Source organism: Streptomyces sp. NPDC101132 (assembly GCF_044759225.1).
In the GTDB taxonomy this organism is placed as follows: domain Bacteria; phylum Actinomycetota; class Actinomycetes; order Streptomycetales; family Streptomycetaceae; genus Streptomyces.
Genome location: NZ_JBIVYX010000014.1, coordinates 169,891 through 196,273 on the forward strand (window position 1 = coordinate 169,891; position 26,383 = coordinate 196,273).

Sequence of the window (26,383 nt, forward strand, 5' to 3'; positions counted from 1 at the left end):
CGGCACCCGTGGAGACCGCGGAGAGCGTGGAACGCCGCCTGGTCACCGTCCGCGGCGTGGTCCAGGGCGTCGGCTTCCGCCCGTACGTCTACACCCGGGCCACCGCCCTGGGACTGACCGGGCACGTCACCAACACCCCCGAGGGCGTCGTGGCCGAGGTGGAGGGCCCGGCCGCGGCCGTACGCGAGTTCTGCGAGCGGCTCGCCGCCGACGCGCCCCCGCTCGCCGTCGTCGACGCCGTCCGGCACCGCCCCCTGCCCGCCGCCGGCACCACCGGCTTCACCATCGTCGCGTCCCGCACCGAGGGCGCCGCCCGCACCCTGGTCTCGCCCGACACCGCCACCTGCGCGGACTGCCTCGCCGAACTCGCCGACCCGGCCGACCGCCGCCACCGGCACCCGTTCATCACCTGCACCCACTGCGGGCCCCGGTTCACCATCGTCACCGCCCTGCCCTACGACCGGGCGCACACCACGATGGCCCGCTTCCCGCTGTGCCCCGACTGCGCCCGGGAGTACGCCGACCCCGCCGACCGGCGCTTCCACGCCCAGCCCGTCGCCTGCCCGGCCTGCGGCCCCCGGCTGCGGCTGCTGGCCGGCCGGCCCGCGCGCGAGACGGACGGTGCCGACCCGGTGGCGGGAGCCCGCAGGCTGCTCGCCGAGGGCGCCGTCGTCGCCGTCAAGGGCCTCGGCGGCTACCACCTCGCCTGCGACGCCACCCAGAGCGCCGCCGTGGCCGAGCTGCGCCGCCGCAAGGCCCGCGGGGACAAGCCGTTCGCCCTGATGGTCCCCGACCTGGCGGCCGTGGAGCGCCTCGCGCTCGCCGGCCCCGAGGAGCGCGCCCTGCTCACCGGCCCCGCCCGCCCGGTCGTCCTGCTCCGGCGCCGCCCCGGCACCCCGGACGGGCCGGCGCCCGCCGACGAGGTGGCGCCGCGCTGCCCCGACCTCGGCTTCGTGCTCCCGTACACGCCCGTCCACCACCTGCTGCTCGGGCTGCCCGGCGATCCGCCCGGTCCCCGCCTGCTCGTGATGACCAGCGCCAACCTCTCGGGCGAACCCATCGTCACGGACGACGCCGAGGCCCTGGAACGGCTGGCGGGCATCGCCGACGCCTGGCTCACCCACGACCGGCCCATCCACGTGCCGTGCGACGACTCGGTGGTGCGCGTCTGCGACGGCGAGCCCCTGGTCGTACGCCGCTCCCGCGGGCACGCACCGCTGCCGCTGACCCTGCCGCTCCCCGTCCCCGAGACCTTGGCCGCCGGCGGGGACCTGAAGAACGTCTTCTGCCTCGGCCGGGACCGGCAGGCCTGGCTCTCCGCACACATCGGCGACATGGACTCCCTCGCCACGCAGAACGCCTTCGAGCGCGCCGAGCGCCAGCTGGAGTCCATCACCGGCGTCACGCCGCGGCTGTTCGCCGCCGACCTGCACCCCGGCTACCGGTCCACCCGGTGGGCCCGGCGCCACGCCGGAGAACGGCCGCTGGTACCGGTCCAGCACCACCACGCCCACATCGCGTCCGCCCTCGCCGAGCACGGGCACGACGGCACCCGCCCGGTGATCGGCATCGCCTTCGACGGCACCGGATACGGGGACGACGGGACGATCTGGGGCGGCGAGGTGCTGCTCGCCGACTACGCCGGGTACGAGCGCCTCGCGCACCTGGCCCCGGTCCCCCTCCCCGGCGGCGACGCGGCCGTGCGCCGACCGTACCGGATGGCGCTCGCCCACCTGTGGGCCGCCGGCCTGGACTGGGCACCCGACCTGCCGTGCGTCGCCGCCTGCCCGCCCGCCGAACTCCGCGTCCTGCGCCGGCAGCTGGAGCGCGGCCTGAACTGCCCGCCCACCTCGGGGATGGGCCGGCTGTTCGACGCCGTCTCCTCCCTGGCCGGCGTCTGCCACGAGTCCGGGTACGAGGCCCAGGCCGCCGTCGAACTGGAGGCGGCCGCCCTCACCGCCGGCGACCCGGCGGCCCCGGCCGCGGAAACCGCTCCCGGATACCGCTTCGCCCTCGGCACGGGCACCCCGGTCGCGGCGGACCCGGCGCCCCTGCTGGCCGCGGCCGTCGCGGACCTGCGCGCCGGCACCGCCCCCGGCGTGATCGCCGCCCGCTTCCACCGGGCGGTCGCCGGGCTGGTCCTGGAGCTGAGCACCGCCGCCCGCGCGGCACACGCGACCGACACCGTGGCCCTGACCGGCGGGGTCTTCGCCAACACCCTGCTGTCCACCGCCTGCGCCCGGCTGCTGCGCCGGGCCGGCTTCACCGTGCTGCGCCACCGCCAGGTCCCGCCGAACGACGGCGGCCTGGCCCTCGGCCAGCTCATGGTCGCGGCCGCCCGGCGGCGCCCGGAACACCCAGAGCGAGGAGGAGCCCATGTGCCTGGCGGTACCCGGCAGGGTGATTGACATCGGCGAACGGGACGGCACCCGGATGGCCACCGTCGACTTCGGCGGCGTGGTCAAGGAGGTGTGCCTGGAGTACCTGCCGGACCTGCGGGTGGGGGAGTACGCCATCGTGCACGTCGGCTTCGCCCTCCAGCGCCTGGACGAGGAGAGCGCCCGGCAGACCCTCCGGCTCTTCTCCGAACTCGGCCTGCTCCAGGAGGAGTTCGGCGATCCATGGGAGCAGGCGGCCGCCGAGGCCGGCGGCTGGCCCTTCGGCGACGACGACGCGACCCGGGAGGCGGCGCGGCCATGAAGTACATCGACGAGTTCCAGGACCCCGACCTCGCCCGCCGGCTGCTGGACGACATCCGGGCCACCGTCACCCGGCCCTGGGCACTGATGGAGGTCTGCGGGGGCCAGACGCACACCATCATCCGGCACGGCATCGACCAGCTCCTGCCCGACGAGGTCGAGCTGATCCACGGCCCCGGCTGCCCGGTGTGCGTCACCCCGCTGGAGGTCATCGACAAGGCGCTGGAGATCGCCTCCCGCCCCGAGGTGATCTTCTGCTCCTTCGGCGACATGCTCCGCGTCCCCGGCAGCGGCCGGGACCTGTTCCGGGTCCGCGGCGAGGGCGGCGACGTACGCGTCGTCTACTCGCCGCTCGACGCGCTGCACATCGCCCGGCAGAACCCCGACAGGCAGGTGGTGTTCTTCGGCATCGGCTTCGAGACCACCGCCCCGCCCAACGCCATGACCGTGTACCAGGCCGAGCGGCTCGGCATCCGCAACTTCAGCCTGCTCGTCTCGCACGTCCGGGTGCCCCCCGCCATCGAGGCGATCATGGGCTCGCCGAGCTGCCGGGTCCAGGGCTTCCTGGCCGCCGGCCACGTGTGCAGCGTGATGGGCACGGCGGAGTACCCCGAGCTGGCCGACCGCCACCGGGTGCCCATCGTGGTCACCGGCTTCGAACCGCTGGACATCCTGGAGGGCGTACGCCGGGCCGTGCACCAGCTGGAACGCGGCGAGCACCGGGTGGAGAACGCCTACGCCCGCGCCGTGCGCCCCGAGGGCAACCCGGCCGCGCTGGCCATGCTCGCCGACGTCTTCGAGGTCACCGACCGGGCCTGGCGCGGCATCGGCGTCATCCCGGACAGCGGCTGGCGGCTCTCCCCGAAGTACCGGGAGTACGACGCGGAGCACCGCTTCGCCGTGACCGGCATCGCCACCCGCGAACCCGAGAAGTGCCGCAGCGGAGAGGTCCTCCAGGGCCTCCTCAAGCCCCACGAGTGCGAGGCCTTCGGCACCCTGTGCACCCCGCGCAACCCGCTCGGCGCCACCATGGTCTCCAGCGAGGGCGCCTGCGCCGCGTACTACCTCTACCGGCGCCTCGACCTCGCCCCGCCGCGCGCCGCCGGCGCGGCGGCCACGGGCACCGGAGAAGGACGCACGGAGACCACCGCACCCCTGGAGGCGAACCCCGTTGTCTGACACCGCACCGCTCGACGTCACCGGGTGGACCTGCCCGGCCCCGCTGCGCGACCACCCCCGCGTGGTCATGGGCCACGGCGGGGGAGGGGCCTTGTCCGCCGAGCTCGTCCGGCACGTCTTCGCACCGGCCTACGGGGGCCCCGCCCTCGCCGGCCTCGGGGACAGCGCCCAGCTCACCCTGGGCGGCGCCCGGCTGGCCTTCTCCACCGACTCCTACGTGGTGCGGCCGCTGTTCTTCCCCGGCGGCACCATCGGCGACCTCGCCGTCAACGGCACCGTCAACGACCTGGCGATGAGCGGGGCCGTCCCCGCCTACCTGTCCTGCGGGTTCATCCTGGAGGAAGGCGTCGAGGTCGCCACGGTCGCCCGGGTGGCCGAGGCGATCGGCGCGGCCGCCCGGGCCGCGGGCGTCGAGGTCGCCACCGGCGACACCAAGGTCGTGGAAGCGGGCCACGGCGACGGCGTGTACGTGAACACGGCCGGCATCGGCCTGATCCCGGCCGGTGTCGACCTCCGCCCCCAGCGCGTGGTGCCCGGCGACGTGGTCATCGTCAGCGGCGAGATCGGCCTGCACGGCGTGGCGATCATGAGCGTCCGCGAGGGCCTGGAGTTCGGCGTGGACGTCGCCAGCGACTGCGCCGCGCTCGGCGGCCTGGTCCAGGCGATGCTGGCGGTCACCCCCGACCTGCACGTCCTGCGCGACCCCACCCGCGGCGGCCTGGCCGCCGCCCTCAACGAGATCGCCACCGCCTCCGGCACCGGCGTCGTCATCCGCGAGGGCGCCGTCCCCGTACCGCCCGCGGTGGCCAACGCCTGCGCCGTCCTGGGCCTCGACCCCTTCTACGTCGCCAACGAGGGCAAGCTCGTGGCCTTCGTGCCGCGCGAACACGCCGACGCCGTCCTCGACGCGATGCGCGCCCACCCCCTGGGCCGGCGGGCGGCCGTCGTCGGCGAGGCGGTCGCCGACCACCCCGGCATGGTGGTGGCCCGCACCGCCCTCGGCGGCACCCGGGTCGTCGACCTCCCGGTCGGCGAACAGCTGCCCCGCATCTGCTGACGGCCCCGCCCGACGGGCGCGGCCGCGCGCCGCGCCCGTCGCCGGACCACGGCCGCGCGGTGTGGGCGGCCCGGCCCCGGGTAGGCGCAGGCGGGTACGCAAGCCCCGTGGGCCGCCCGCACGAGCGCGGCCGGAAGGAGAGCCGGGCCATGACCGAGAACGACGCGCGCGCCGACGACGTCTACCAGCCCCAGGACACCGACCAGCCCGGCGAACTCCAGCCGGACCTGGAGAACACGCTGGACGAGCCCGGGCTCGACGACCGGCTCGACACCGCCGACTCGCCCCCCGAGCGCCCGTACGCCGCCGCGGGCCCGGCGACCACCGGGCGGGAGCTGCGCGACGGCACGACGCTGGAGCAGCGCCTGGCCACCGAGGTCCCCGAGCCCGACCCCTTCGGCGCACCCGACGGCAACGGGATCGGCGACCTGCCGGGCGGTGAGGGCGAACCCCTGGACGACCAGGCGGGCACCCGCCGGGCCGGCCGCCTGGTCCCGGCCGGGGAACCGGGCCCCGGCCCGGACCCCCACCTCTCGGTACGGGCGCACGACGTGGGCATCGACGGCGGCGCGGCCTCCGCCGAGGAGGCCGCCGTCCACGTCATCGACGAGGACGAGGAGACCGCCGGCTGACCGGTGCCGGGGTTCCCGCACCGGACGCACGGCCGCGGGCCGGCCGGTGGTCCGGCCGGCCCGCGGTGCGCTGTCAGCGGAGGTCGAACCGGTCCAGGTTCATCACCTTGTCCCAGGCGGCCACGAAGTCGTGCACGAACTTCTCGCCCGCGTCGGCGCTCGCGTACACCTCGGCGAGCGCCCGCAGCTGGGAGTGGGAGCCGAAGACCAGGTCGACCGCCGTGGCGGTCCACCTCACCTTGCCCGTGGCGCGGTCGTGGCCCTCGTACTCGTTCTCCGTCGTGTCGGACGCCCGCCACTCCGTGCCCATGTCGAGCAGGTTGACGTAGAAGTCGTTCGACAGCGTCCCGGGACGGTCGGTGAAGACGCCGTGCGCCGACCCGCCGGCGTTGGTGTCCAGCGCCCGCATGCCGCCGACCAGCACGGTCATCTCGGGGGCGGTCAGCGTCAGCAGGTTGGCCCGGTCCAGGAGGAGGGTCTCCGGGGGGAGCTTCTCGCCGGCCCGCAGGTAGTTGCGGAAGCCGTCCGCGGCCGGCTCCAGCACGGCGAAGGACTCGACGTCCGTCTGCTCCTGCGAGGCGTCCGTGCGCCCCGGCGCGAACGGCACCGTGACCGGGTGCCCGGCGTCCCGCGCCGCCTTCTCCACGGCCGCGCAGCCGCCCAGCACGATCAGGTCGGCCAGCGAGACCTGCCTGCCGCCGGACTGCGCGGAGTTGAAGCGGCTCCGGACGTTTTCGAGGGCCTCCACCACCGCGGCGACTCCGGAGGCCGTGTTGACCTCCCAGTCCTTCTGCGGCGCGAGCCGGATCCGGGCTCCGTTGGCCCCTCCGCGCTTGTCGGTGCCGCGGAAGCTGGCCGCGGCCGCCCAGGCGGCGGTGACCAGCTGGGAGACGGAGAGCCCCGACGCGAGGACCGCCTCCTTCAGGGCGGCGATCTCGGCGTCGCCGATCAGGTCGTGGCCGGGCGCGGGGACCGGGTCCTGCCACAGCTGCGGTTCGGCCACCCAGGGGCCGAGGTAGCGGGAGAGGGGGCCCATGTCGCGGTGCAGCAGCTTGTACCAGGCCCGGCCGAAGGCGTCGGCGAGCTGGTCCGGGTTCTGGTGGAAGCGCCGCGCGATGGGCTCGTACACCGGGTCCAGCTTCAGCGCGAGGTCCGTCGTCAGCATCATGGGCGCGTGCCGCTTCGACGGGTCGTGCGCGTCGGGCACGGTGCCCTGGGCCGCGGGGTCCGTCGGCGTCCACTGCTTGGCGCCCGCCGGGCTGGTCGTCAGCTCCCAGTCGTACCGGAAGAGGTTGTCCAGGTAGCCGTTGTCCCAGTGGACCGGGTCGGTGGTCCAGGCGCCCTCCAGCCCGCTGGTGAGCGCGTCGGCGCCCTTGCCGGTGCCGTAGGTGTTGGGCCAGCCCAGGCCCTGTGCCTCCAGCGGGCAGGCCTCCGGCTCACGGCCGACGTACTGCGGGTCGACGGCGCCGTGGCACTTGCCGAAGGTGTGCCCGCCGATGATCAGCGCGGCCGTCTCCTCGTCGTCCATCGCCATCCGGCCGAAGGTCTCGCGGATGTCCCTGGCGGCGGCCAGCGGGTCCGGGTTCCCGTTGGGGCCCTCGGGGTTGACGTAGATGAGGCCCATCTGGACGGCGCCGAAGGGGCCGTTGAGCTCGCGGTCGCCCACGTAGCGCTCGTCCCCGAGCCAGGTGTCCTCGGGCCCCCAGAAGATCTCCTCGGGCTCCCAGATGTCCTCGCGTCCGAAACCGAACCCGAAGGTCTTGAACCCCATGGACTCCATGGCGCAGTTGCCGGCGAACACCAGCAGGTCGGCCCACGAGATCTTCCGGCCGTACTTCTGCTTCACCGGCCAGAGCAGCCGGCGCGCCTTGTCCAGGCTCGCGTTGTCCGGCCAGCTGTTGAGCGGGGCGAAGCGCTGGGCACCGCTGCCGCCGCCGCCCCGCCCGTCGGCGATCCGGTACGTGCCCGCGGCGTGCCAGCTCATCCGGATGAACAGCGGCCCGTAGTGGCCGTAGTCGGCGGGCCACCAGTCCTGCGACGCCGTCATCACGTCGAAGACGTCCCGCTTCAGCGCCTCGACGTCGAGGGTCGCGAACTCCGCCGCGTAGTCGAAGTCCTCGCCCATCGGGTTGGCGCGGGGGGAGTGCTGGTGCAGAACCTGGAGATCCAGCTGGTTCGGCCACCAGTCCTGGTTCGTCATCGGCCGGGTCGGCACGGGGGCCGGGGAGGGGATGACCGGGTTCTCGCTTTCGCTGCCGGACACGTGCGCCCTTCTTCCTCTTGGTCCATCTATCGCCTGACGCGTCCGTATGCTCCCGCATCGCACACCTCAGAGCCACGAGAACACGCGTGGGAACGTCAGAGCCACGAGAAGACGCGTGGGAGCGCCGTGTCGGCGAAAGGGAGCGGCGTGCGACGCGTCAGCGGGGGCCGGGGGCGGCGGCGGGCGCGGCGGGGGAGATCCGGGTGAGCACCAGGAGCGCGTCGACGAGGTCCTCCGCGGGCGCGCCGGTGGCGAGGCGGCGCAGCTGCTGGCCGAAGACCAGCGCGACGGCGGCGCCGGCCAGCCGCTCGGGGTCGGGCACGCCCAGGTGCGTCAGGATGCGGGCGGCGAGCAGGTCGTAGGCGGCGAAGCACTCGGCGGCGGCGGTGCGCAGCCGCTCGTCGCGGCCCGCCTGGACGTAGAGCTCGAACGGGGCGATGTGCCGGCTGTCGAAGCCGTTCACGCCCGCGACCTGCGCGACCACCTCGGCGGCCTGGCGGATGTCGAGCCCCTCCGAGCACTCGTCGGCGAGGGTGGTGAAGTGCCGGGTCTCCTCGGCCACGAAGTGCAGCAGGCTCTCCCGCAGGAGCTCGTGCTGGGTGGCGAAGTGGTACGTGACGGAGCCGAGGGAGACGGCGGCCTCCTTGGCGATGCGCCGGTTGGTCACGGCCGCGACGCCGTCCTGGCCGATGATCCGCAGCACGGCGTCGATGATGCGCTGGCGGGTGTCGGACGCAGGGGACATGGCGGCATTCTGCCTCATCGTCAGGGGCCCCGGGCCCCCGGGACGGCCTCCGGTCCCCCTGCCCCACCTGGACAGGGGGCGGCCCCCCTCCTACTGTTCGTTCGAACGAACACGGGCGAGCACAGGAGTTGTCATGGACATATCTGGAGCGAACGTTCTGCTCACGGGCGCCACCGGCGGCATCGGGGCGGCCCTGGCCGCGCACCTCACCGCGGCCGGGGCCCGCCTCACCGTCACCGGACGGCGCGAGGACGCCCTCAAGGCCGCCGCCGACGCCCACGGCGCCCGGGGAGTCCTCGCCGACCTCGCCGTACGGGAGGACGTCGCCCGCCTCGCCGAGACCTGTGCCGACACCGACGTACTGGTCGCGAACGCCGCCCTGCCCGCCAGCGGCGAACTCTTCGACTACACCGAGGAGCAGCTCGACCGCGCCCTCGACGTCAACCTGCGCGCGCCCATCGTGCTGTCCCGGCTGCTCGCCGCCCCCATGGTGGCCCGCGGCCGCGGCCACATCGTGCTCGTCGGCTCCATCTCCGGCAAGGCGGCCACCCGCTCCACCTCCCTCTACAACGCCACCAAGTTCGGGCTGCGCGGCTTCGCCCTCGCCCTCCGCCAGGACCTCGGCGGGACCGGCGTCGGCGTGTCCCTGGTCCAGCCCGGGTTCGTCCGCGACGCCGGCATGTTCGCGGCCACCGGAGCCGCCACCCCGAGCGGCATCAGGACCGTCACCCCCGGCCGCGTCGCCGAGGGCGTCGTACGGGCCGTCCGCCGCGACCTGTGCGAACTGAACGTGGCCCCGCTGGAGCTGCGGCTGCTGAGCGCCGTGGCCGGCCAGTTCCCCCGCTTCGCCGAGCGGGTCCAGGCGCGGGCCGGACTCGACGGCTCCGTACGGCAGATCGTCGAGGCCCAGCGGTCCCGCCGCTGACGGGCCGGCCCCGGCCCGGGGGCCGCGGTCGGAAAACCCTTCGCGCGGCGGGCGCGCAGGGCCGAGACTCGGGCCATGAGCGACATGGGGGAGTTCCGGGCGGCCGTCACCGCGTGGGCGGCGGGCGGCCCCGCCGGCCCCGCCCGCGACCTGGCCGGACGGCTGGGGGTCCGCACGGTGGTGCTGCTGGAAGGGCCGAGCGACGTCGCGGCCGTCGAGGCACTGGCCGCCCGCCGCGGCCGGGACCTGGCGGCCGAGGGGACCTGCGTCCTGTCGATGGGCGGGGCCATGAACGTCGGCCGCTTCGCGGCCCTGCTCGGCCCCTCAGGCCTCGGCCTGCGCCTCACCGGACTGTGCGACGAGCGCGAACGCCCCTACTACGACCGCGGCTTCGCCCGGGCGGGAGCCCCGCCCGAGGGGTTCTTCGTCTGCGCCGCCGACCTGGAGGACGAGCTCATCCGGGCCCTGGGCGTCGCGCGGGTGGCCGACCTGGTCAGGGCGGAGGGGGACGAGCGGGCCCTGGAGACCTTCCTCAACCAGCCCGCACAGCGGGACCGCGGCGCGGAGCAACGAATGCGGCGCTTCCTCGGCACGAAGAAGGGGCGCAAGATCCGCTACGGCCACGTCCTGGTCGAGGCCCTCGACCCCGACCGCGTACCCGCCCCGCTGGAGGGCCTGCTGGCCGGCCTCTGAGCCCGCCGGCCGTCAGCGGACCCGCGCTTCCGACGCGGTCAGCAGGTGCAGGGCCCGGTGCTCGGCGCCCGCCTGGGCGGCCCCGGCGCCGAGCAGCCCCCGGTCCGCCGCCTGCCCGAGCGCGGTGCTCAGCTCCACGCACCGGTCGCAGTCCGCGAACCAGCCGGGCACCAGGTCGAGGTGACGGTTGGCCAGGTGACGCGCCAGCCGGGTGAGCGGATGGGGCGCACCTTCGGGGGACTGCTGCGCGCGCCGCGCCGGGTACTGCACGGTCTGGCGCAGGCGCGTGCAGTCCGGACAGACCGTCAGGACGGCCGCGGGGTCGGCACTCATGCGGCCACGGTAACGCCCCGCGGGCCCCGGCGCGGCCCCCGGCTCGGCGCCGTCCGCCGACCGGGTCAGCGGCACCCGTACGGGCCGCCCGCCCCCGACGCCCGCGCCATTGTCCTCCAACGGCCGCGGCCCTACTGTTCGTTCGAACGACTCGGATCCGGGCCGGCTGCCCGGCGCGCCGGCCGGCTGCGCCCGGGCGACCCCGTACGGCCGCCGGGCCCGGTCCCGTACGCCTGCCCGCGCCGCGGCACGCCGGAGCACGGCCCGGCACGGCACGCCCTGCCCTGCCCCGCAACGTCCCTGCCCGCCCGCCCCGTCACGTGAACGGAGAGCCAGGCCGTGCTGAGCGACCACCCCCCGAACCACCCCCCGAACCACCCTTCCGAGACCCCCCTCACCCCCGCCCCCGGGGTCGGGCGCAGGACCCTGCTCCGGCTCGGCGGCCTGCTCGCCGCGGGCGGAGCCGCCGCGCTCTCACCCGCCCCCCTCGCGCGCGCCGCGACCACCACCGGCCAGGACACGGACACGGTGACCACCACCTACCGGGGCCACTCGCCCCAGGGCTTCGACCAGTGGGCCTCCGTCCCCTTCGACGTCCCCGCCGGCGTCCGGCGCATCACGGTGTCCTCCGGATACGACGCGGCCGCCGGCATCCTCGACACCGGCATCTTCGGCCCCTCCGGCTTCCGCGGCTGGTCGGGCAGCGCCCGCTCCGAGTTCACCCTCTCCGGCGCGGACGCCACCCCCGGATACCTGCCCGGGCCGATCGAGCCCGGCCCCTGGTACGTCGCCCTCGGCCCCATCGTCAGCGCGGCCGGCGGCATGGCCTGGCAGGTCACCGTCACCCTCCACCACGGGGACCCGCTGCCCGGCCGCCCGTACGACCTCCTGCCGGCCGCCGTGCCCGGCCGCGGCCCCGGCTGGTACCGGGGCGACCTCCACCTGCACAGCGTGCACTCCGACGGCGGGCGCACCGTCGACGAGATCGTCGAGGCCGCCCGCCGCGAGGGCCTGCACTTCCTCGCCACCTCCGACCACAACACCAGCTCCACCGGCGTGTCCTGGCGCGGCAACGTCCCCACCGACCTGCTCGTCCTCAACGCCGAGGAGGTCACCACCCGGCACGGCCACTGGCTGGCCGTCGGCCTGCCCCAGGGCGAGTGGGTGGACTGGCACCACAGCCCCCGCGACGGCGGTTTCGACGCCCACGCCCGCCGGGTCCACAGCCTGGGCGGCCTCACGATCGCCGCACACCCGCTCACCCCCGCGGAGGGCTCGTTCTGGGAGTTCGGCCTCGACCGCGTCGACGCGCTGGAGGTGTGGAACGGCCCCTGGACCCTGGACGACGCGGCCAACATCGCCGCCTGGCACGCCCTGCTCTGCCTCGGCAAGCGGGTCGCCGCCGTCGGCAACAGCGACGCCCACGGCCCCGCCGACGCCGTCGGACGGCCCCACAACGTGGTGCGCGCCGCGTCGCTCTCCGCGCCCGCCGTCCTCGACGCGCTGCGCCGGGGCCGCTCGTACGCCGTGGAGTCGGCGGCCGTCACCGTGGACCTGACGGCCCGCGGCGGCGGTGCGGCCGCCGGCCCCGGCGAGGAGCTGCTGCTGTCGCTCTTCGACGCCGTCGACGTCACCGTGGACGTCGCGGGCGCGCCCGACAGCATCGTCACCCTGTACACCGAGTGGGGCATCATGGCCGCCACCTGGATCGGCGCCGGCGGCCGCGGGCAGCTGCGGTGGCGCGGCTGGGGCAAGGCCTCGCTGTTCGCCCGCGCCGAGGTCCGCCGGCCCAGACCCGCCTCCACCACGCTGGACCAGTTGGTCGCCGTCACCAACCCGGTCTGGTTCCACTCCGCCCGGCTGCCCCCGTACGACGTGGAGCGGCGCACCCTCTTCCACAGCGAGCGCCGGCCCGACGGCACGTGGAGCAGCATGCGGCCGCTGCCCGGCGCCGGGGGCGCGGCCTCGTTCGCGGGGCTCCAGACCGCCGCGGCCGGGATGGCCGACGGCTCGGTCGTGGTCCTGGGCGTCGCGCCCGACAACAGCCTGTGGCTGACCTCCGTACGGGGATCCGTCACGCTCTCTCCCTGGCAGCGGATCACCGGCCCGGACGGCAAGGCCGAGTTCACCGTCCGGGAGGCGGACCTCGCGGGGTTCCCGGACGGCACCTGCCAGATCGTGGTGACCGCCCTGGACGGCACCGTCCACCACCAGCAGCGGCGCGCCGACGGCGGCCTGACCGGCTTCCGACCCGTACCGGGCGACGCGGGCGCGAGCCGCTGGGGCGCGACGAAGGTGGCGGTCGCCGCGATGCCCGACGGTTCCGCGCAGCTGGCCTGCTACGGCACCGACGGGGCGATGTACCACCGCGTCCGCCGGGCCGACGGCTCGTGGAGCCCGTGGGGGCGGATGGCCGGCTACGACGGGGCGGCCACCTTCTCCGGTCCCGCCGTGTCCATCACGGGCATGCCCGACGGCTCGTCACAGGTCCTGGCGATCGGCCTGGACGGCATGGTCTACCACCAGCTGCGCCGCCCGGACGGCTCCTGGACGGGCTTCCGGCCCCCGCGCGGCGTCACCACCCCCACCATGGGGGCCAGCGCGATCGGCATCGCCGGCACGCCCGACGGCGCCGCACACGTCGTGGCGGTCGGCCTCGACGGCCGGGCCTGGCACACCATCCGGCGGCCCGACGGCTCCTGGACCGACTTCGCCCGGATCCCCGGCCCGAACGGCACCGACGGCCTCCCTGCGGGCCAGGTCCGCGTCACCGCCCTCCGCGACGGCACGGCCCACGTCACCGCGGTGAGCGCCGGATAGGCGGGATGCCCCGGCCCGGTGTGCGCGGCCCGGGTGCCCGTACGGGAGGGCGCGGCCGGTGTACGCCTCCCCGCGTGCCCGTGCCGCGCCCGTGCCCCCCGCCGCACGGGCACCCGGGCCGCCCCGGCCGCGCGCATGGGCGCGGCCGCCGGGGGAAGGCGGCACAGGGAGACGTACGTGACAGCAGGGCCGGGGGCGGGGGCCGCAGGCGGCACCGGGGCCCGGGGGCCGAACGAAGGGCGATCAGCGGTGGACGAACGGCTTCCCGACCCCACGACGCAGTACCCCCGGCCGGACTTCCCGGCCCAGGAACAGTCCCCGCCCGGGTGGACCGGGCCGATGGATCCGCCGCCGGACCACGGCGAGGACTCGTACCGGGGCCACGGCCAACTGACCGGCCTGCGCACCCTGGTCACCGGAGGGGACTCGGGCATCGGACGGGCCGTGGCCCTGGCCTTCGCCCGCGAGGGCGCCGACGTCGTCTTCACGCACCTGCCGGAGGAGGAGCGGGAGGCCGACGAGACCGCGCGGCTGGTACGCGAGGCCGGCCGCCGGGCGGTGCCGGTGGCCTGCGACATCCGCGAGGAGGCCGCGTGCCGGGCCCTGGTCGAGCGCACCGTCGCGGAACTCGGCGGGATCGACGTGCTGGTCAACAACGCGGCGTACCAGATGTCCCAGCCCGACGGCATCGAGGCCATCAGCACCGAGCAGTTCGACCGGGTGGTGCGCACCAACCTGTACGGGATGTTCTGGCTGTCCAAGTTCGCCCTGGCCCACATGACGGCGGGGGCGTCGATCATCAACACCACGTCCGTGCAGGCCTACAAGCCGAGCCCGCACCTGCTCGACTACGCCATGACCAAGGGCGCCATCGCCAACTTCACCCAGGGCCTCGCCCAGATGCTGGCCGAGCGCGGGATCCGGGTCAACGCCGTCGCCCCCGGGCCCGTGTGGACCCCGCTGATCCCGGCGACGATGCCGGACACCCGGGAGTTCGGCAAGCAGTCGCCACTGGGCCGCCCCGCGCAGCCCGCCGAGATGGCCCCCGCGTACGTCTTCCTCGCCTCCGCGCAGGCCGGCTACATCACCGGGGAGATCATGAACGCGACCGGCGGCACGCCCCTGCCCTGAGCGGGGCGCCCGGGCAGGGGCCCAGGGCCCCTGCCCCGGGGCGGCTCCTGCCCCCCGGCAGATCGCTCCTGCCCCCCGGCAGACCCGCCCGCACCGGGCCCGGCCGAGCCGTCAGTCCGGCCAGGTGCCGGTGACCTTGCGGACCGTCGTCGCGCCCGCACGGTCCACGGCCGCCTTGACCAGAGCGAAGATCGCCCCCTGGATGGCCGCCGCGACCAGCACCTCCCGCCACGTCCGCTCCTCGTCCGTGGCGTCGGGTGCGTCCTCCTCGTGCCCCAGCACCTTCCACAGCTGTTTGAAGAGCGCACCGGCCGCCAGGCCGCCCACCGTGCCCAGCACCATGCCCACCGGCTTGTACGTGATCGCCGCCGCCTTCATGACCGCCGCCTTCCGTGCTCGTCGTGCTCGTTCCGTGCGTTCCGTGCTTCCGTGCGTGTCGTCCGTGGCGTCCGCGCCTCCGTGCGTCCGTGGCTCCGGCGTCCGTGCGCCGGTGGCGTCCTCCACGGGCCCCTCGCCTACCCCCGTCCCGCCGCCCCACTCCTCCCGGCCGGAGGTCCGCGCGCGTTGCAGGCGGCGGACGGCGGGTAGGGGCGGGACGTGAGCTACGTACACGACGGCGCCGCCTACGAGCGCGACAGCCGGTACCTGACCACCCGGATCACGGCCGACGGCCGCGAAGGCCACCCGGTGGAGCCCGGCCGCTACCGGCTCGTGGTGAGCCGCGCCTGCCCCTGGGCCGGCCGGGCCGTGATCGTACGGCGCCTCCTCGGCCTGGAGCGGGCCCTGCCCATGGCCGTCGCCGGGCCCGTCCACGACGAGCGCAGCTGGACCTTCGACCTCGATCCCGGCGGCCGCGACCCCGTGCTCGGCATCGAACGGCTCCGCGACGCCTACCTCGCCCGCGACCCCGGCTACGACCGCGGGATCACCGTCCCGGCGGTCGTGGACGTCACCACCGGAGCGGTGGTGACCAACGACTTCCCCGCCATCACCCTCGACCTGTCCCTGGAATGGACCGCGCACCACCGTCCCGGAGCGCCGGACCTGTACCCCGCCGAGCGGCGCGCGGAGATCGACGCGGTGAACGCGGAGGTCTACGAGGACGTCAACAACGGGGTCTACCGGGCCGGGTTCGCCGGCTCCCAGACCGCGTACCGGGAGGCCTACGAGGCGCTGTTCGAGCGGCTCGGCCGCCTCGCGGAACGGCTCGCGGGCTCCCGCTACCTCGTCGGCGACACGGTCACCGAGGCCGACGTACGGCTGTTCACCACGCTGGTGCGCTTCGACGCCGTCTACCACGGGCACTTCAAGTGCAACGCGCGCAAGCTCACCGAGATGCCCGTGCTGTGGGCGTACGCGCGGGACCTGTTCCAGACGCCGGGCTTCGGCGACACGGTCGACTTCGTGCACATCAAACGGCACTACTACGAGGTCCACGCGGACATCAACCCGACCGGCATCGTCCCTGCCGGCCCCGACCTGGCGGGCTGGCTCACCCCGCACGGCCGCGAGGCCCTGGGCGGCAGCCCCTTCGGCGACGGCACCCCGCCCGGCCCGCCCGAGCCGTCCGAGGCCGTGCCGGTCGCCCACACCCCCTGGGCCACGGCCGCCCGAGCCTGACCCCCGCCCTCCGCCAGGATCCGGCGGCGGGCCGTGCCCGCCCGCGGCGGCCCGTCAGACGGGCTCCGCGAGGATCCGGCGCAGGGCCGCGCCCGGGTCCTCGTACGCTCCGGCCACGAACGCCCGGTCGTACGCCCCGTCCCCGATCGCCGCGCGGGCCCTCCGCTCCGCACCGTCGCGTACCGCCGACAGCTCGGGGGTGCCGCGCTGCGGGTGCCCGACCGTCCGCCAGCACGCGAACGCGGCCCCGTAGACGTCCGCCGACTCCGTGGCCCGGTCCTGCGCGGCGAGGCTCGCCGACAGCAGGTCCAGGCCCAGGGCCACCCCGAACGCATCACCGATCGCGTCCTTGCCCGCCACCATCCGGCGCGCGCAGACCTCCGCCTCCGCCGGGCTGCCGCTCAACAGCGCGCCCAGTGCCAGCTGGTGGTCCAGGTACGACCGGGTCCACACCTCCCCGCGGCGCACGCACTCGTCCCGCAGGTCCGTGGCCGCCGCCAGGGCTTCCGCGAGCCGGCCCTCGCCGGTCAGCGCGAACACGCCCACCAGCAGGCAGCGGACCCGCCTGGCCGGCGTGCCGCGCAGCTCCGCCAGGGCCCGGGCCGCACAGGCCCCGGCGTCGGCGGCCCGTCCGCGCAGCAGCAGCACCACCCCCTGGAGGTAGGCGGCGTCCAGCAGCCGGTCGTCGTCCCGCAGCAGTTCCGCGTGGGCCCGGCTCGTGAGGGCCAGCTCCGCCGCGGCCGGGAGGTCGCCCTGGAGCGCCCGCACCAGCCCCAGCGCCCAGAGCGCCCGGGCGTGGGCGTCCGGGGCGGCGTACGCGTGGAGCGGTACGTCCCGGTGCGGCGCCTCCCCGTCGGGCGCCGGGCCGGGACGTACCGCCCCGTCCGGCCCGGCGCCGCCGGTCGCCGTGACCCGGGCCAGGTAGTGCCCGGCCTCGTGGAGGTGGCCGCCGCAGGCCCAGAAGAAGCCGACGAGCGCGGCCAGTTCGAGGGCCGCGGCGGGGTCGGTGAGCCCGAGGTGGTCGAGGGCGGCGCACACGTCCGGGTACGCCTCGCCCAGGTCCCGGTACGCACCCGGCTGGGCCGGCCCGAACCAGGCCCGGTCCGCCTCCCGGGCCAGTGAGAGGAAGTACCGGCCGTGCCGGTCGGCCACCCGGTCCCGCTCCCCGAGCTCCGCGAGCCACATGTCGCCGTACTCCCGTACGGTGTCCAGCATCCGGTAGCGGCCCTCGGGCGTGAGCGTCACCACGGACTTCCGGCAGAGCCCCGCCAGGGCGGCGTCGAGGGCGGGCGCGTCGAGCGGGCCCCCGCAGCAGACCGCGCGCAGCACGGCCAGGCCGGTCTCCGTCCGGAACACCGACATCCGGGCCCACAGCAGCCGCTCCGCCGGCGTGCACAGCTCGTGGCTCCAGCCGATGCTGGTCCGCAGCGCGCGCAGGCGCCGGGGACGCGCAGCCGCGGCCGCCCCGAGGTCGTCGGCCCGCCCCTCGTCCGGCCCCTCGTCCAGCACCTCGTGGAGCCCTTCGCCGAGCAGCGCGGCCAGCGCGGCCGGCGGGCGCTCGCGCAGCTGTGCCGCGGCCAGCTCCAGGGCGAGCGGCATGCCTTCGAGCCTCCGGCACAGCCCGGCCGCGGTGGCGAGGTCGACGGGCCGGGTCAGCGCGGCGCCGGCGGCGGCCGCACGGTCGAGGAACAGCGTGAGCCCGTCGGTGGCGGCCGGCAGCGGCCCCAGTTCGTGGACGCGTTCGCCGGGAACCCCGAGCGGCTCGCGGCTGGTGGCCAGCACCGTCAACGCCGGGCAGGCGGCGAGCAGTTCGCCGGCCAGGGCGGCGCACTCGGCGACCAGGTGCTCGCAGGAGTCCAGGACCAGCAGCACCCGACGCCGCCCGATCCACTCCGTGAGCGCCGCGACGGGCACCCGCGGCGAATGGTCGGCCAGCCCCGCGGCCTCGGCCACCGCGGCCCCGAGCAGCCCGCCACCGCGCAGCGTCCACAGGGGAGTCCAGCACACGTCGACCCCGGCCCTGCCCCCGACTGCCGCTTCCACGTCCACTCCCTCCCCGCCCGGTTCACTCGAAAGGAGGGCGGCGAGGCGGGCGGCGAGCCGTGTTTTGCCCACCCCGCCGGAGCCGGTGACGGTGATCAGTCCGGGCCGCCGGAGCCACGGCCGGAGCCGCGCCACCTCGGCGTCCCGGCCCACGAAGGAGGTGTCCTGTGACGGAATGGGGGTGCGCACACGGTGATTGTCCCGCCGCGGCCCGGCCGCTCCGCGCCACCCGGAGTCCCCGGACCGCCCCCGGGCCGTCCTCGCCGCTACCCGGCGTCGAGCTGGTGATCCGCCCAGACGTAGGTCTCGGGCAACAGGTCGGCGATGGGCACCGCCCGGGTGCGGTCGCCGTGACCGACGATGACCTCCAGGGCCGGGAAGTAGTCGAGCAGCACCTGCCGGCACCGGCCGCACGGCGGGACGACCCCGCGGTCGCGGTCGCCCACGGCCACGATCGTGCGCAGCTCGTGCGCACCCTGGGCGGCCGCCGACCCGATCAGGACCAGTTCGGCGCAGGGCCCTCCGGTGAAGTGGTAGGCGTTGACGGCGGTGACGATCCGGCCGGCCCGCCGCACGCCCGCGGCGGCCGCACCGCACTGCCGGTGGGGGAGGCCCCTGAGGGGCGAGGCTCTCGCGGTGCTGACGGAGGTGGTCGGCGGTTCGGTGGTGCGGGGTGCCCTCCCGCAGCCGGCACCTGCCTCGGGGCGGCCACGGATGCCGCCCGGATGCCGGGCATCGGGGACGGGAGGCGGGCCGGGGGGGGGCGGGTGATGCCGCGACGGGTGGGGATCCCTTGGTGCGACCGTGACGACCGGGCCGGGGGCGATGCCGCGGCCCCGTCTCCGCGGCTGGTGCCAGCCAGGTGGCCGGCCGGTCGTTCGGCCTGCGGAGTCGGGGCCGGGGGCGGCTTCGTACCGGGGCCCCGGCGGAGCTCGCGGCGGACGGCGGCCTGCCGTCCCCGCTCCGCCGACTCCGTGGCTCCGGTCGCGCATCCGGACGGGGGCCGTCCGCCCGCCCGCGGGAGCGGCACCGGCTCGCAGCCGGACGTACCCGTCCGCGCCCCCGCACCCCCGCGCCTCGCGGGCGACGGCCGTCTCCCCGCAGCCGTACGCCGCCGCACCCCCACCCCCAGGTGCCAGGGCCCGTTCACAGGTTTGGAGTGACCCCGGCGCGCGGCGCGGCGTTGGTCGGGCATGCAGTCGTCACGCGACCGGAACACCGCGATAGCCCACGCGCGACCCGCGCGACACGAGGCGGAGGCCGCACTCGTCGGCCAGTACCCCCGCCTGGTCCGCCTCGCCCACCTGATCCTGCCGCCCACCCTCGGCCGCCACCGGCGCGTGGTGACCGCCCACGGCCTGGTGCAGCGGGCCCTCGCCGGTACGCGTACCGGCCGTCCCGACCCCGCGGCACCCCCGTACGCCGCCGGCCCGCCCGAAGCGCCCCCGCACCCGGGCACACCCCGGCTGCCCGGGCCCCGCCCGGCCGCCGACGACACCCCCGCACCCGAGGACCCCGCCTACGCGTGGCTGCGCGCCCGCGTCGTACGGGCCGCCCTCCGGCACGGCCGCCGCCGGCCCCGCACACCCCTGCCCGCGGTCGTCGGCCTCCGGCTCTTCCCCCGCTCCGGCGGTGCCGCCGAACTGGGCCTGGACCGCGCCCTGTCTGACGTGGCGGCCCCGGTGCGGGCCGCGCTCGGCCTGCGCCTCCTGGAGGGCCTCGACGAGCCCGCCACCACACGGCTGCTCGCCGCCGCGGGCGCGGCCGACGCCGAGGCCGCCGTCCGCACGGCCGCCGGCCTCGCCGCCGCGGCCGGCGATCCCGTACCCCCGTCCGCTCCCGTATCCGTGCACGTGCACGTGCCGGGAGCCGAGCCCCCGACCGGCACCGCGGAACCCCCCACCGCCGAATCGCTTCTCCTCAGCAGCGAGTTCGACCCCTGTACCGTCCACCTCCGCCCCACCGACCTGATCCGGCGTCGGCGCCGGATCCGCTGGGCGGCCGCCGCGACCGCGACGCTGGCCGCCGCCGGGGCGCTCTTCCTGCCGCAGGCCGGGCAGCCCGCGACGGACCGGCCCTCCGCCGTCCGCGCCACGGTGGACGCCGCGCTCGACCCGGCCGCCCTGCGCCGTACCCCGCCCGGCAGGTGGGCCGACACCTCCAGGGTCGACTTCACCGCCTGGCCCGCCCGGGGCACCCGTACCGCCGACACCCCGCTGCTCGGCCGCGCCCTCCGTGCCTGGGGGACGTACGGACGCCCCGGCCTCCGCACCTCGGCCACCCCGGACACGTCCACCGGTGCCCCCACCGCACCCCCGCGCCTGCTGTACGCGGGCCAGGTCGGCCGGAGCCTGGTCGTGCTGCTCCACGACGGCGAGCGGCTGGCCCGCTACACCGAACCCGCCGACGCCGCCGACGTCGCCGGCGCCCCCGAACTGCACCTGGCCCGCGCCGACGGAGCCGACGTCACCACCGCGGCCGCGGTCGTCCTGGCGCGCACCCCCTCCGGGACCCGCTACCTGCTCGCGCCCTGGGTCGCCGCGAGCGAGACCCGGGACCTGCTCACCCCCCGCACCCCGGCCCGTCCGCTGCCGACGACCCCGGACGGCGTGACGGCCCCGGTCCCGACTCCCGGCGCGGCACCCGGATCCGCACCACGAAGTCCGGCCGCCCTCGACTGCACCCGCCTCCCCGTACTCCAACTCCGCTCCTCGACCCGCATCGTGGAGAAGCACGGCTTCCTCGTCGCCGACCTCGGCGGCCTGCTGCCCGCCCACCTCACCTGGACCCCGCCGCCCGGCTCCGGCGCCCCCGCCCGGCAGCCCCGCGAGGCCACCGGGCAGGCCGCGCTCGACTCCTGGGCACGGTCGGCCTGTGGGCTCACCGGTCTCCGGGACGCGGGCGTACGCGCCGTCAACCGCTGGGACTTCGCCGCCCAGGACCTGCCCGAGGCGGGCGGCCGCGCCTCGTGGGTGTGCCTGCGGGCGGACACCTGGGAGGGCACCGGACGGGTGTCCGTGACCCTGGAGGTTCCCGGACGGCGGACCGCGGACGCCGAAACCCACCCCGTCCGCGAGGCCGACGGCACGGCCGCCTGCAGCAGGTTCGGCCAGGACATGCTGGCGGGTGCCGTCTGGCCGGCGCCTTCGGGCGCCCGGTGGTTCCTCGCGGCCGGCAGCCGGCGCGTCCACACGGTCGAGGCGGCCGGCCCGGTCACCGGCACCGCGCGCGGCCACCTCCTGGCCGTACGCCTCCCCACCACCCGCCCCACCGCGCCCGACCCGGACGTACGCCTCTCCGGAACCCTCGACTCGGGCGCCCACCTCGACGGCTGGACACCCGGTACCCGCCCCCTGCCCGCCCACCACCCGGACGCGACCGGAACCCGCCCGCCCCCTCGGTGACGGACGACCGCCCCCACCGGCAACCCGTGCCGCACCTCCTCCCCTCCCGGCCGAGCCCGGCCGCCGGCGAGTCCTCGGCGAGCAGCGCAGCGACGCGGACCGGTCCGGGAGGCCGCGCCGGCGAGGCCCTCACCGGCCCACGAAACGGGCCCCGAGCGCATCCCGCTGTGCCCGACGGCGGCTAGGCCCTGGCTTTCGGATCACGCCGGGCTCGCGCGGCCTGGCACGCACGCTCGCCGCGTTGTCGTCGGTCGCCAACGTCCCCCAGCTACCGCTGGGGGTACCCCCACCGCGTTGACTCCCTCCTCCGCCTTGCGATCGCACGCACCAGACCCCGCTCCCTGATCCGACCTGATCCGAAAGACAGGGCCTAGCCGGCGTCTCCGTCCGCCCGAGGACCGCCGTGTTCGGCGTGCCGGGTGAACCATTCGGTCCCCAGCAGCCGCCGACGGGCCGCGTCCGGCAGTCCGGAAAGGAGGCCCGGCAGCGAGCGGGCCCGGCGGGCCTCGGACCGGTGCGCCAGGACCGCCGCCCACTTCCGGTCGGTCCAGGGCCGTACGTCGACCGCCGTGGTCGCGTACCCGTCCGGGACGGTGTGCAGGCGCTTGCCGACGCCGGCGAGCAGGTCCGCCAGCGGCGCCGACGCCACCTCGACCGGCACGTCGACGAAGCGCGGGCCGGGGGAGGACTCCGGCACGCGGGCGTCGGCGAAGCCGAGCAGCCGCGGCGCGCCCGCGCCGAGGATCCGCAGGGCATCGGCGAGCTCGGCGGCCCGGTGCGTGCCGGCCGCCCAGGTGGCGGTGACCACGGCCGTGCGGGCGCCGGCGGCCGCGTGCCGGGCGAGCAGGCCGCCGGCGGCCAGGGCCTCGTCGTCGGGGTGTGCGAACACCCCGAGCAGGCTGGGCGGGGCCATCCTGCCTCCCCGATCCGTCGATTCCACGGGGCTCCCTACCCCGTCGCGGACGGCCCGACCCCGCGCGGCGCTCAGTCCAGGCAGAATTCGTTGCCCTCCGGGTCCGCCATCACGATGAAGCCCGTGCTCAGCGGGGGTTCCGGTTCGAAGCGGCGCAGCCGGGTGGCGCCCAGGGACACCAGGCGGTCGCACTCGCCCTCCAGTGCGGTCATCCGGTCGTCCCCCTGGAGGCCGGGCGCCGCCCGTACGTCGAGGTGGACCCGGTTCTTGGCCGTCTTGCCCTCCGGTACCCGCTGGAAGAAGACCCTCGGCCCGTCGCCGTCCGGGTCCTCGATGGCCGACCGGCTGTTCCGCTGGTCCTCGGGTACGCCGACCCGCGCCAGGAACACGTCCCACGCGGCCAGCGGATCCCCGCCCGGCACCGGGTCCACCCCGGGCGGCCAGGGGTGGGTGTACCCCAGGACCTCGCACCAGAAGATCGACAGGGCCCGCGGGTCGTGGGCGTCGAAGGTGACCTGGAAGGTGCGGCTCATCGGTGTGCTCCGTTCCTGACCTCTGCTGCGGGCGGACCGCGTCGTCCCCGTCCCCACCCTCACATCCCGGGCGCCCTCCGTGCTCCCGCCCCGCCGGAGAACCCGGCCTCCGGGTCCCTGTGAGATCCCTCCGGATCTCACAGGGAAGGAGTCTGTTCCGGAATCATTTGGTCGGTTACCGTCGTTTGGCCCTGTAGATGCCGCTGTCGCCCGCCCTGCCGTGGTGCGCTCACCCGGCCGACGCCCCGGAACGCCATGCAGAGTCCTCGTACCGCCCCCGCCCTTCTCCTGGCCTCCGCCGTGTTCGCGGCCCTGGCCGGCTGCTCCACCGGCGCCGACGCCGCCGTGCCGGAAACCGGCAGGCCCGCCGCCTCCGCCCGCCCGGTCGCCGCCCCCGCGGCGCCCCCGTCGTCCGCGTCGTCCGCGACTCCGCCCGCCGCCCCCGTGTCCCCGGAGCCCGCCCCGCCGGCACCCGACGACGACGCCCGCACCCGCCCCGCGGTCCTGGCCATACCCGGGATAGGTCTGGCCGGTCTCCGCGTCCTCCCGTACGAGGGCACGACGGACGACTGGCCCGGCACCCGGATCCAGAACCAGGGCCTCGGCGCCAGCCCGTACGGGCCCCGGGGCGGGGTCGGGCCCGGCGAGGTCGGGAACTACCTGGTCACCGCCCACCGGCTCTCCGCAGGCGGCCCGCTGCGCGACCTCCCGGCACTGGACCCCGGCGACTCCGTCTTCGTGACCGCGGGCGGCGTCGTGCACGAGTACCGGATCACGGAGACCCGCAAGACGTCCTTCCGGTCGGCCGCCTCCCTGGCCGAGCAGCGCGCGGCCGTCCCGGGCAAGCCGGGCGCGGAGCCGGTGAAGCCCATGATCACGATCTCCACCTGCGCCACCCCGGAGGACAACGCCGAGGGCAACCACTGGCGCGACGACCGGGGCAACCCCGAGCACCGCATCGACAAGATCGGCGTGCTGGTCTCCTCCAGGCCCCGGTGAGGACCCCGCGGCATCCGTCCCGGCCGGGTGTCCCAGCCGGCCGTCCTGACCGTCCGTCCCGGCCGCCTGCCCTGGCCGTCCGTCCCGCCCGCCCTAGCCGCCCGCCCGTTCGGCCGTGACCAGCAGGTACTCCCATTCCATGGCGCCGTCGGCGAGGTACCGCCCGGCCAGCTCCGACAGGGCGCCGTCCAGGGCCGCGACCCGCTCGGGGTCGTCGCCCACCGCCCGGTACGTAGCGATCGTCGGCCCGTAGCAGGTCTTGAAGAACTCGCGGAAGTCCTCGGGCCGGGCGAACCGGTCGACCCGGACCGTCCGCCGCTGCGCCGCGAGGCCCGACACCCGGTCGCCGAACAGCTCCCGCACGTGCTCCTCCGAGCCCCACAGCGGCGGCGGCGACGCACCGGGCGGCGGCGGGGGCGCGTACGGGCGCATCGTCGCGAACATCTGCCCGATGAAGCCCTCCGGCGTCCAGTTCACCAGCCCGATCGTGCCGCCCGGGCGGACCACCCTGACCAGTTCGTCGGCCGTCCGCTGGTGGTGCGGGGCGAACATCACGCCGACGCAGGACATCACCGTGTCGAAGGAGCCGTCCGCGAACGGCAGCGCCTCGGCGTCCGCCTCCCGCCACTCCAGCTGCGCGCCGCGCTCCGCCGCGAACCGGCGGCCGGCCTCCAGCAGCTCGGGCGTGAGGTCGGAGGCCACCACGTCGGCACCGAGGAGTGCGGCCGGGACGGCCGCGTTCCCGGAACCGGCCGCCACGTCCAGCACCCGGTCACCCGCCTGTACGCGGCAGGCCTCCACCAGCGCGGGGCCGAGCGGGGCGATGACGTCCCTGGCCACGGCCGGGTAGTCGCCCAGCGCCCACATCGCCCGGTGCTTCGCCTTGAGGGCCTGGTCGGCCTGGTCGGCCTGGTCGGCCTGGGCCGCGTCGTTCGCCTCGCTCATGCCGGATTCCTCCGTATCCACACGGTCGTGGTCGGTATCCGAGCCTAGGGCGCCCCCTCCGCCCCCGCGCGGCGACGGCATGCGCGAACCTGCGCGGCGAACCGGCCCGGCCGGGCCCCGGACCGCCGTCCCGGGTCCCCAGCCACCCGCACCACGGGCCCCGCCCACCCCGGACCACCGCCCCGGGCCGAGGCCCCGGCCCCCGCCTCAGTCCTGCCAGTAGAACAACAGGTCCCGGACGGAGAGCGCGTTCCGGTAGCCGAAGAAGTAGACGCCCAGCCCCGTGACCACCAGGTCCCCGACGGCCTCGTCGATCCACCGGAAACCGGCCGCCTCCAGCGCCCCGCGGACGGCCGGGTCCTCGCCGTGGCCCGCCGCGAACCGCCCGAGGTCGCTGATGTGCACCTCGGGCCCGTCTCCCCGCCGGCCGGCCGGCCCGTCCTCGTCCCCGTACCCGATCACGTGGTACGTGCCGCCGCCCTGCCGGTGGGCCTCGCCGCACGACAGCGGCGGCCGCGGCCGCAGTCCCGCCGCCTCCAGCGCCGCCGTGGCGCGGCGCAGCTGCGCCTCCACGTCCACCGGGGCCGGCGGCGCGGCGCACAGCGCCTCGACGCGCCACCGCGGGTCGCTGCCCGCCTCGCACTCCGTGCCGTACTCGTGCAGGACCGCAGCCCGCAGCTCCTCGTCCAGGCCGGGTACGTCGACCCGCGGGCGCCCCAGCTCCTCGTACACCTCCCGGGTCCGCGCCGTGTCCCCGGTCAGCCGGTGCAGCGCGTACGCCGCCCAGAGTGCCGCCGACGTGCCGGGACCCTCCGTCAGGAACCGCCGCAGCCGCCCGGGATCGGTCAGCAGCGACTGGGCCAGGAAGGCCACGGCCGGGTCGGGGTCGGCCAGCGCCGAGGTCACGTCGCCGCCCACGCGGTCCAGCATCCGCACCGCGTACGCGCGGTCCTCGGGCCGGGTCCCGTCGAGCCGCTCCCGCACCGCCGCGGTGCCGTGCCGGCCGGCCAGTGCGTCGAGTCCGGCCTCGCCCGCCAGCCGCCGCCGGTGCCACGGGCTGAACGCCAGGGTGGCCAGCTCGGGGACCGCCGTCAGGTCACCGAGCGCGCCGCGCGCCTCCAGCACCGCCTCGGGCATCCCGTACGCGTTCTCGTCCCGCCGCGCGGGATCCCGGAGCCAGGGCAGCAACTCCGGCCGTTCGGCGAGCAGTCGGAGCAGCGCGAGCCGGACCGCCCCCGTGTCACCGGCGTCGCGCACCCGGTCCAGCAGCACGGGCACCCAGCGCTCCGGCACCCGCCCCTCCAGCGCGGCGGCACACGCGTTCCGGCGCCACCACGGCTGCGCCGCGTCGGCCGCACACCGCGCGAGCGCCTCCGCGTCGTGGGCCCGCAGGCCGTCGGAATCGATCCGCCCCGCCTCGGGCGTCATGCTCTTGATGGTCACCGGCAT

The 26,383-nt window shown here is 76.4% G+C and carries 22 protein-coding genes; 12 read left to right on the forward strand and 10 right to left on the reverse strand.

What is annotated here, in order from left to right; translation table 11 throughout:
- The first annotated feature begins 26 nt into the window (after nucleotides 1-26).
- The 5 genes from hypF (at nucleotide 27) to ACIQUR_RS28570 (ending at nucleotide 5,567) form a co-directional block, all read left to right on the forward strand.
- Complete coding sequence (gene hypF / locus ACIQUR_RS28550) at nucleotides 27-2,408, forward strand: carbamoyltransferase HypF (protein ID WP_403670095.1); 2,382 nt, start codon at nucleotides 27-29, stop codon at nucleotides 2,406-2,408.
- Complete coding sequence (locus tag ACIQUR_RS28555) at nucleotides 2,377-2,700, forward strand: HypC/HybG/HupF family hydrogenase formation chaperone (protein WP_403670098.1); 324 nt, start codon at nucleotides 2,377-2,379, stop codon at nucleotides 2,698-2,700. Before hypF ends, ACIQUR_RS28555 begins: the two co-directional genes overlap by 32 nt.
- Nucleotides 2,697-3,878 carry a hydrogenase formation protein HypD gene (hypD, locus tag ACIQUR_RS28560; protein ID WP_403670101.1) on the forward strand — a complete coding sequence of 394 codons (1,182 nt, stop codon included), beginning with the start codon at nucleotides 2,697-2,699 and terminating at the stop codon, nucleotides 3,876-3,878. The genes ACIQUR_RS28555 and hypD overlap by 4 nt, the downstream gene beginning before the upstream one ends.
- Nucleotides 3,879-3,945: 67 nt before the next feature.
- On the forward strand, nucleotides 3,946-4,935 hold the full coding sequence (hypE, locus tag ACIQUR_RS28565; protein ID WP_403670187.1) for a hydrogenase expression/formation protein HypE: 990 nt from the start codon (nucleotides 3,946-3,948) through the stop codon (nucleotides 4,933-4,935).
- A gap of 149 nt (nucleotides 4,936-5,084) precedes the next feature.
- Nucleotides 5,085-5,567: a DUF5709 domain-containing protein gene (locus ACIQUR_RS28570; RefSeq protein ID WP_403670104.1), complete on the forward strand. Its 483-nt coding sequence runs from the start codon at nucleotides 5,085-5,087 to the stop codon at nucleotides 5,565-5,567.
- Between the two features lie 73 nt (nucleotides 5,568-5,640).
- On the opposite strand, the gene katG is transcribed toward ACIQUR_RS28570, so the two are convergent.
- Together katG and ACIQUR_RS28580 are read right to left on the reverse strand one after the other, a co-directional pair.
- Nucleotides 5,641-7,830, reverse strand: coding sequence for a catalase/peroxidase HPI (katG, locus tag ACIQUR_RS28575; protein ID WP_403670106.1), 2,190 nt, complete (start codon nucleotides 7,828-7,830; stop codon nucleotides 5,641-5,643).
- A gap of 157 nt (nucleotides 7,831-7,987) precedes the next feature.
- Nucleotides 7,988-8,575 carry a TetR/AcrR family transcriptional regulator gene (locus ACIQUR_RS28580; protein WP_403670109.1) on the reverse strand — a complete coding sequence of 196 codons (588 nt, stop codon included), beginning with the start codon at nucleotides 8,573-8,575 and terminating at the stop codon, nucleotides 7,988-7,990.
- A gap of 133 nt (nucleotides 8,576-8,708) precedes the next feature.
- Here ACIQUR_RS28580 and ACIQUR_RS28585 point away from each other — a divergent pair, with 133 nt between their 5' ends.
- Both ACIQUR_RS28585 and ACIQUR_RS28590 read left to right on the forward strand, forming a co-directional pair.
- Nucleotides 8,709-9,500, forward strand: coding sequence for an SDR family NAD(P)-dependent oxidoreductase (locus ACIQUR_RS28585; RefSeq protein WP_403670113.1), 792 nt, complete (start codon nucleotides 8,709-8,711; stop codon nucleotides 9,498-9,500).
- Nucleotides 9,501-9,575: 75 nt separating this feature from the next.
- Nucleotides 9,576-10,193 (forward strand): TOPRIM nucleotidyl transferase/hydrolase domain-containing protein, encoded by a 618-nt coding sequence (locus tag ACIQUR_RS28590; protein WP_403670115.1) that lies wholly within the window; start codon nucleotides 9,576-9,578, stop codon nucleotides 10,191-10,193.
- A 12-nt stretch (nucleotides 10,194-10,205) separates the two neighbouring features.
- Here the strand turns inward: ACIQUR_RS28590 and ACIQUR_RS28595 are convergent, their stop codons facing one another.
- On the reverse strand, nucleotides 10,206-10,526 hold the full coding sequence (locus tag ACIQUR_RS28595; protein ID WP_403670118.1) for a hypothetical protein: 321 nt from the start codon (nucleotides 10,524-10,526) through the stop codon (nucleotides 10,206-10,208).
- A 339-nt stretch (nucleotides 10,527-10,865) separates the two neighbouring features.
- On the opposite strand from ACIQUR_RS28595, the gene ACIQUR_RS28600 reads away from it, so the two are divergent.
- Together ACIQUR_RS28600 and ACIQUR_RS28605 are read left to right on the forward strand one after the other, a co-directional pair.
- The gene (locus ACIQUR_RS28600) at nucleotides 10,866-13,346 is read left to right on the forward strand and encodes a CehA/McbA family metallohydrolase (RefSeq protein WP_403670120.1); all 2,481 of its coding nucleotides are present in this window, start codon (nucleotides 10,866-10,868) and stop codon (nucleotides 13,344-13,346) included.
- A gap of 249 nt (nucleotides 13,347-13,595) precedes the next feature.
- The gene (locus tag ACIQUR_RS28605; RefSeq protein WP_403670123.1) at nucleotides 13,596-14,477 is read left to right on the forward strand and encodes an SDR family oxidoreductase; all 882 of its coding nucleotides are present in this window, start codon (nucleotides 13,596-13,598) and stop codon (nucleotides 14,475-14,477) included.
- A gap of 111 nt (nucleotides 14,478-14,588) precedes the next feature.
- Here ACIQUR_RS28605 and ACIQUR_RS28610 read toward each other — a convergent pair whose 3' ends face one another.
- Nucleotides 14,589-14,855 carry a DUF4235 domain-containing protein gene (locus tag ACIQUR_RS28610; RefSeq protein ID WP_403670125.1) on the reverse strand — a complete coding sequence of 89 codons (267 nt, stop codon included), beginning with the start codon at nucleotides 14,853-14,855 and terminating at the stop codon, nucleotides 14,589-14,591.
- Nucleotides 14,856-15,074: 219 nt separating this feature from the next.
- Here ACIQUR_RS28610 and ACIQUR_RS28615 point away from each other — a divergent pair, with 219 nt between their 5' ends.
- A complete protein-coding gene (locus tag ACIQUR_RS28615) occupies nucleotides 15,075-16,097 on the forward strand; it encodes a glutathione S-transferase family protein (protein ID WP_403670128.1) in 1,023 nt (340 codons plus the stop codon).
- A gap of 54 nt (nucleotides 16,098-16,151) precedes the next feature.
- On the opposite strand, the gene ACIQUR_RS28620 is transcribed toward ACIQUR_RS28615, so the two are convergent.
- Entirely contained in the window at nucleotides 16,152-18,329 is a 2,178-nt protein-coding gene (locus ACIQUR_RS28620; RefSeq protein WP_403670130.1) for an ATP-binding protein, read from the reverse strand.
- A 77-nt stretch (nucleotides 18,330-18,406) separates the two neighbouring features.
- Nucleotides 18,407-18,856 carry a cytidine deaminase family protein gene (locus ACIQUR_RS28625; RefSeq protein WP_403670190.1) on the reverse strand — a complete coding sequence of 150 codons (450 nt, stop codon included), beginning with the start codon at nucleotides 18,854-18,856 and terminating at the stop codon, nucleotides 18,407-18,409.
- Between the two features lie 477 nt (nucleotides 18,857-19,333).
- Between ACIQUR_RS28625 and ACIQUR_RS28630 the strand changes: the two genes are divergently transcribed.
- Nucleotides 19,334-21,544 carry a hypothetical protein gene (locus ACIQUR_RS28630; protein ID WP_403670132.1) on the forward strand — a complete coding sequence of 737 codons (2,211 nt, stop codon included), beginning with the start codon at nucleotides 19,334-19,336 and terminating at the stop codon, nucleotides 21,542-21,544.
- Between the two features lie 370 nt (nucleotides 21,545-21,914).
- Here the strand turns inward: ACIQUR_RS28630 and ACIQUR_RS28635 are convergent, their stop codons facing one another.
- Entirely contained in the window at nucleotides 21,915-22,457 is a 543-nt protein-coding gene (locus ACIQUR_RS28635) for a PIG-L deacetylase family protein (RefSeq protein WP_403670135.1), read from the reverse strand.
- Nucleotides 22,458-22,528: 71 nt separating this feature from the next.
- A complete protein-coding gene (locus tag ACIQUR_RS28640) occupies nucleotides 22,529-22,990 on the reverse strand; it encodes a VOC family protein (protein WP_403670138.1) in 462 nt (153 codons plus the stop codon).
- 255 nt (nucleotides 22,991-23,245) lie between these two features.
- Here ACIQUR_RS28640 and ACIQUR_RS28645 point away from each other — a divergent pair, with 255 nt between their 5' ends.
- Complete coding sequence (locus tag ACIQUR_RS28645; protein ID WP_403670141.1) at nucleotides 23,246-23,989, forward strand: class E sortase; 744 nt, start codon at nucleotides 23,246-23,248, stop codon at nucleotides 23,987-23,989.
- Nucleotides 23,990-24,082: 93 nt separating this feature from the next.
- Here the strand turns inward: ACIQUR_RS28645 and ACIQUR_RS28650 are convergent, their stop codons facing one another.
- Together ACIQUR_RS28650 and ACIQUR_RS28655 are read right to left on the reverse strand one after the other, a co-directional pair.
- Nucleotides 24,083-24,934, reverse strand: a complete 852-nt coding sequence (locus ACIQUR_RS28650; RefSeq protein WP_403670144.1) for a class I SAM-dependent methyltransferase — start codon at nucleotides 24,932-24,934, stop codon at nucleotides 24,083-24,085.
- A 207-nt stretch (nucleotides 24,935-25,141) separates the two neighbouring features.
- A complete protein-coding gene (locus ACIQUR_RS28655; protein WP_403670147.1) occupies nucleotides 25,142-26,383 on the reverse strand; it encodes a hypothetical protein in 1,242 nt (413 codons plus the stop codon).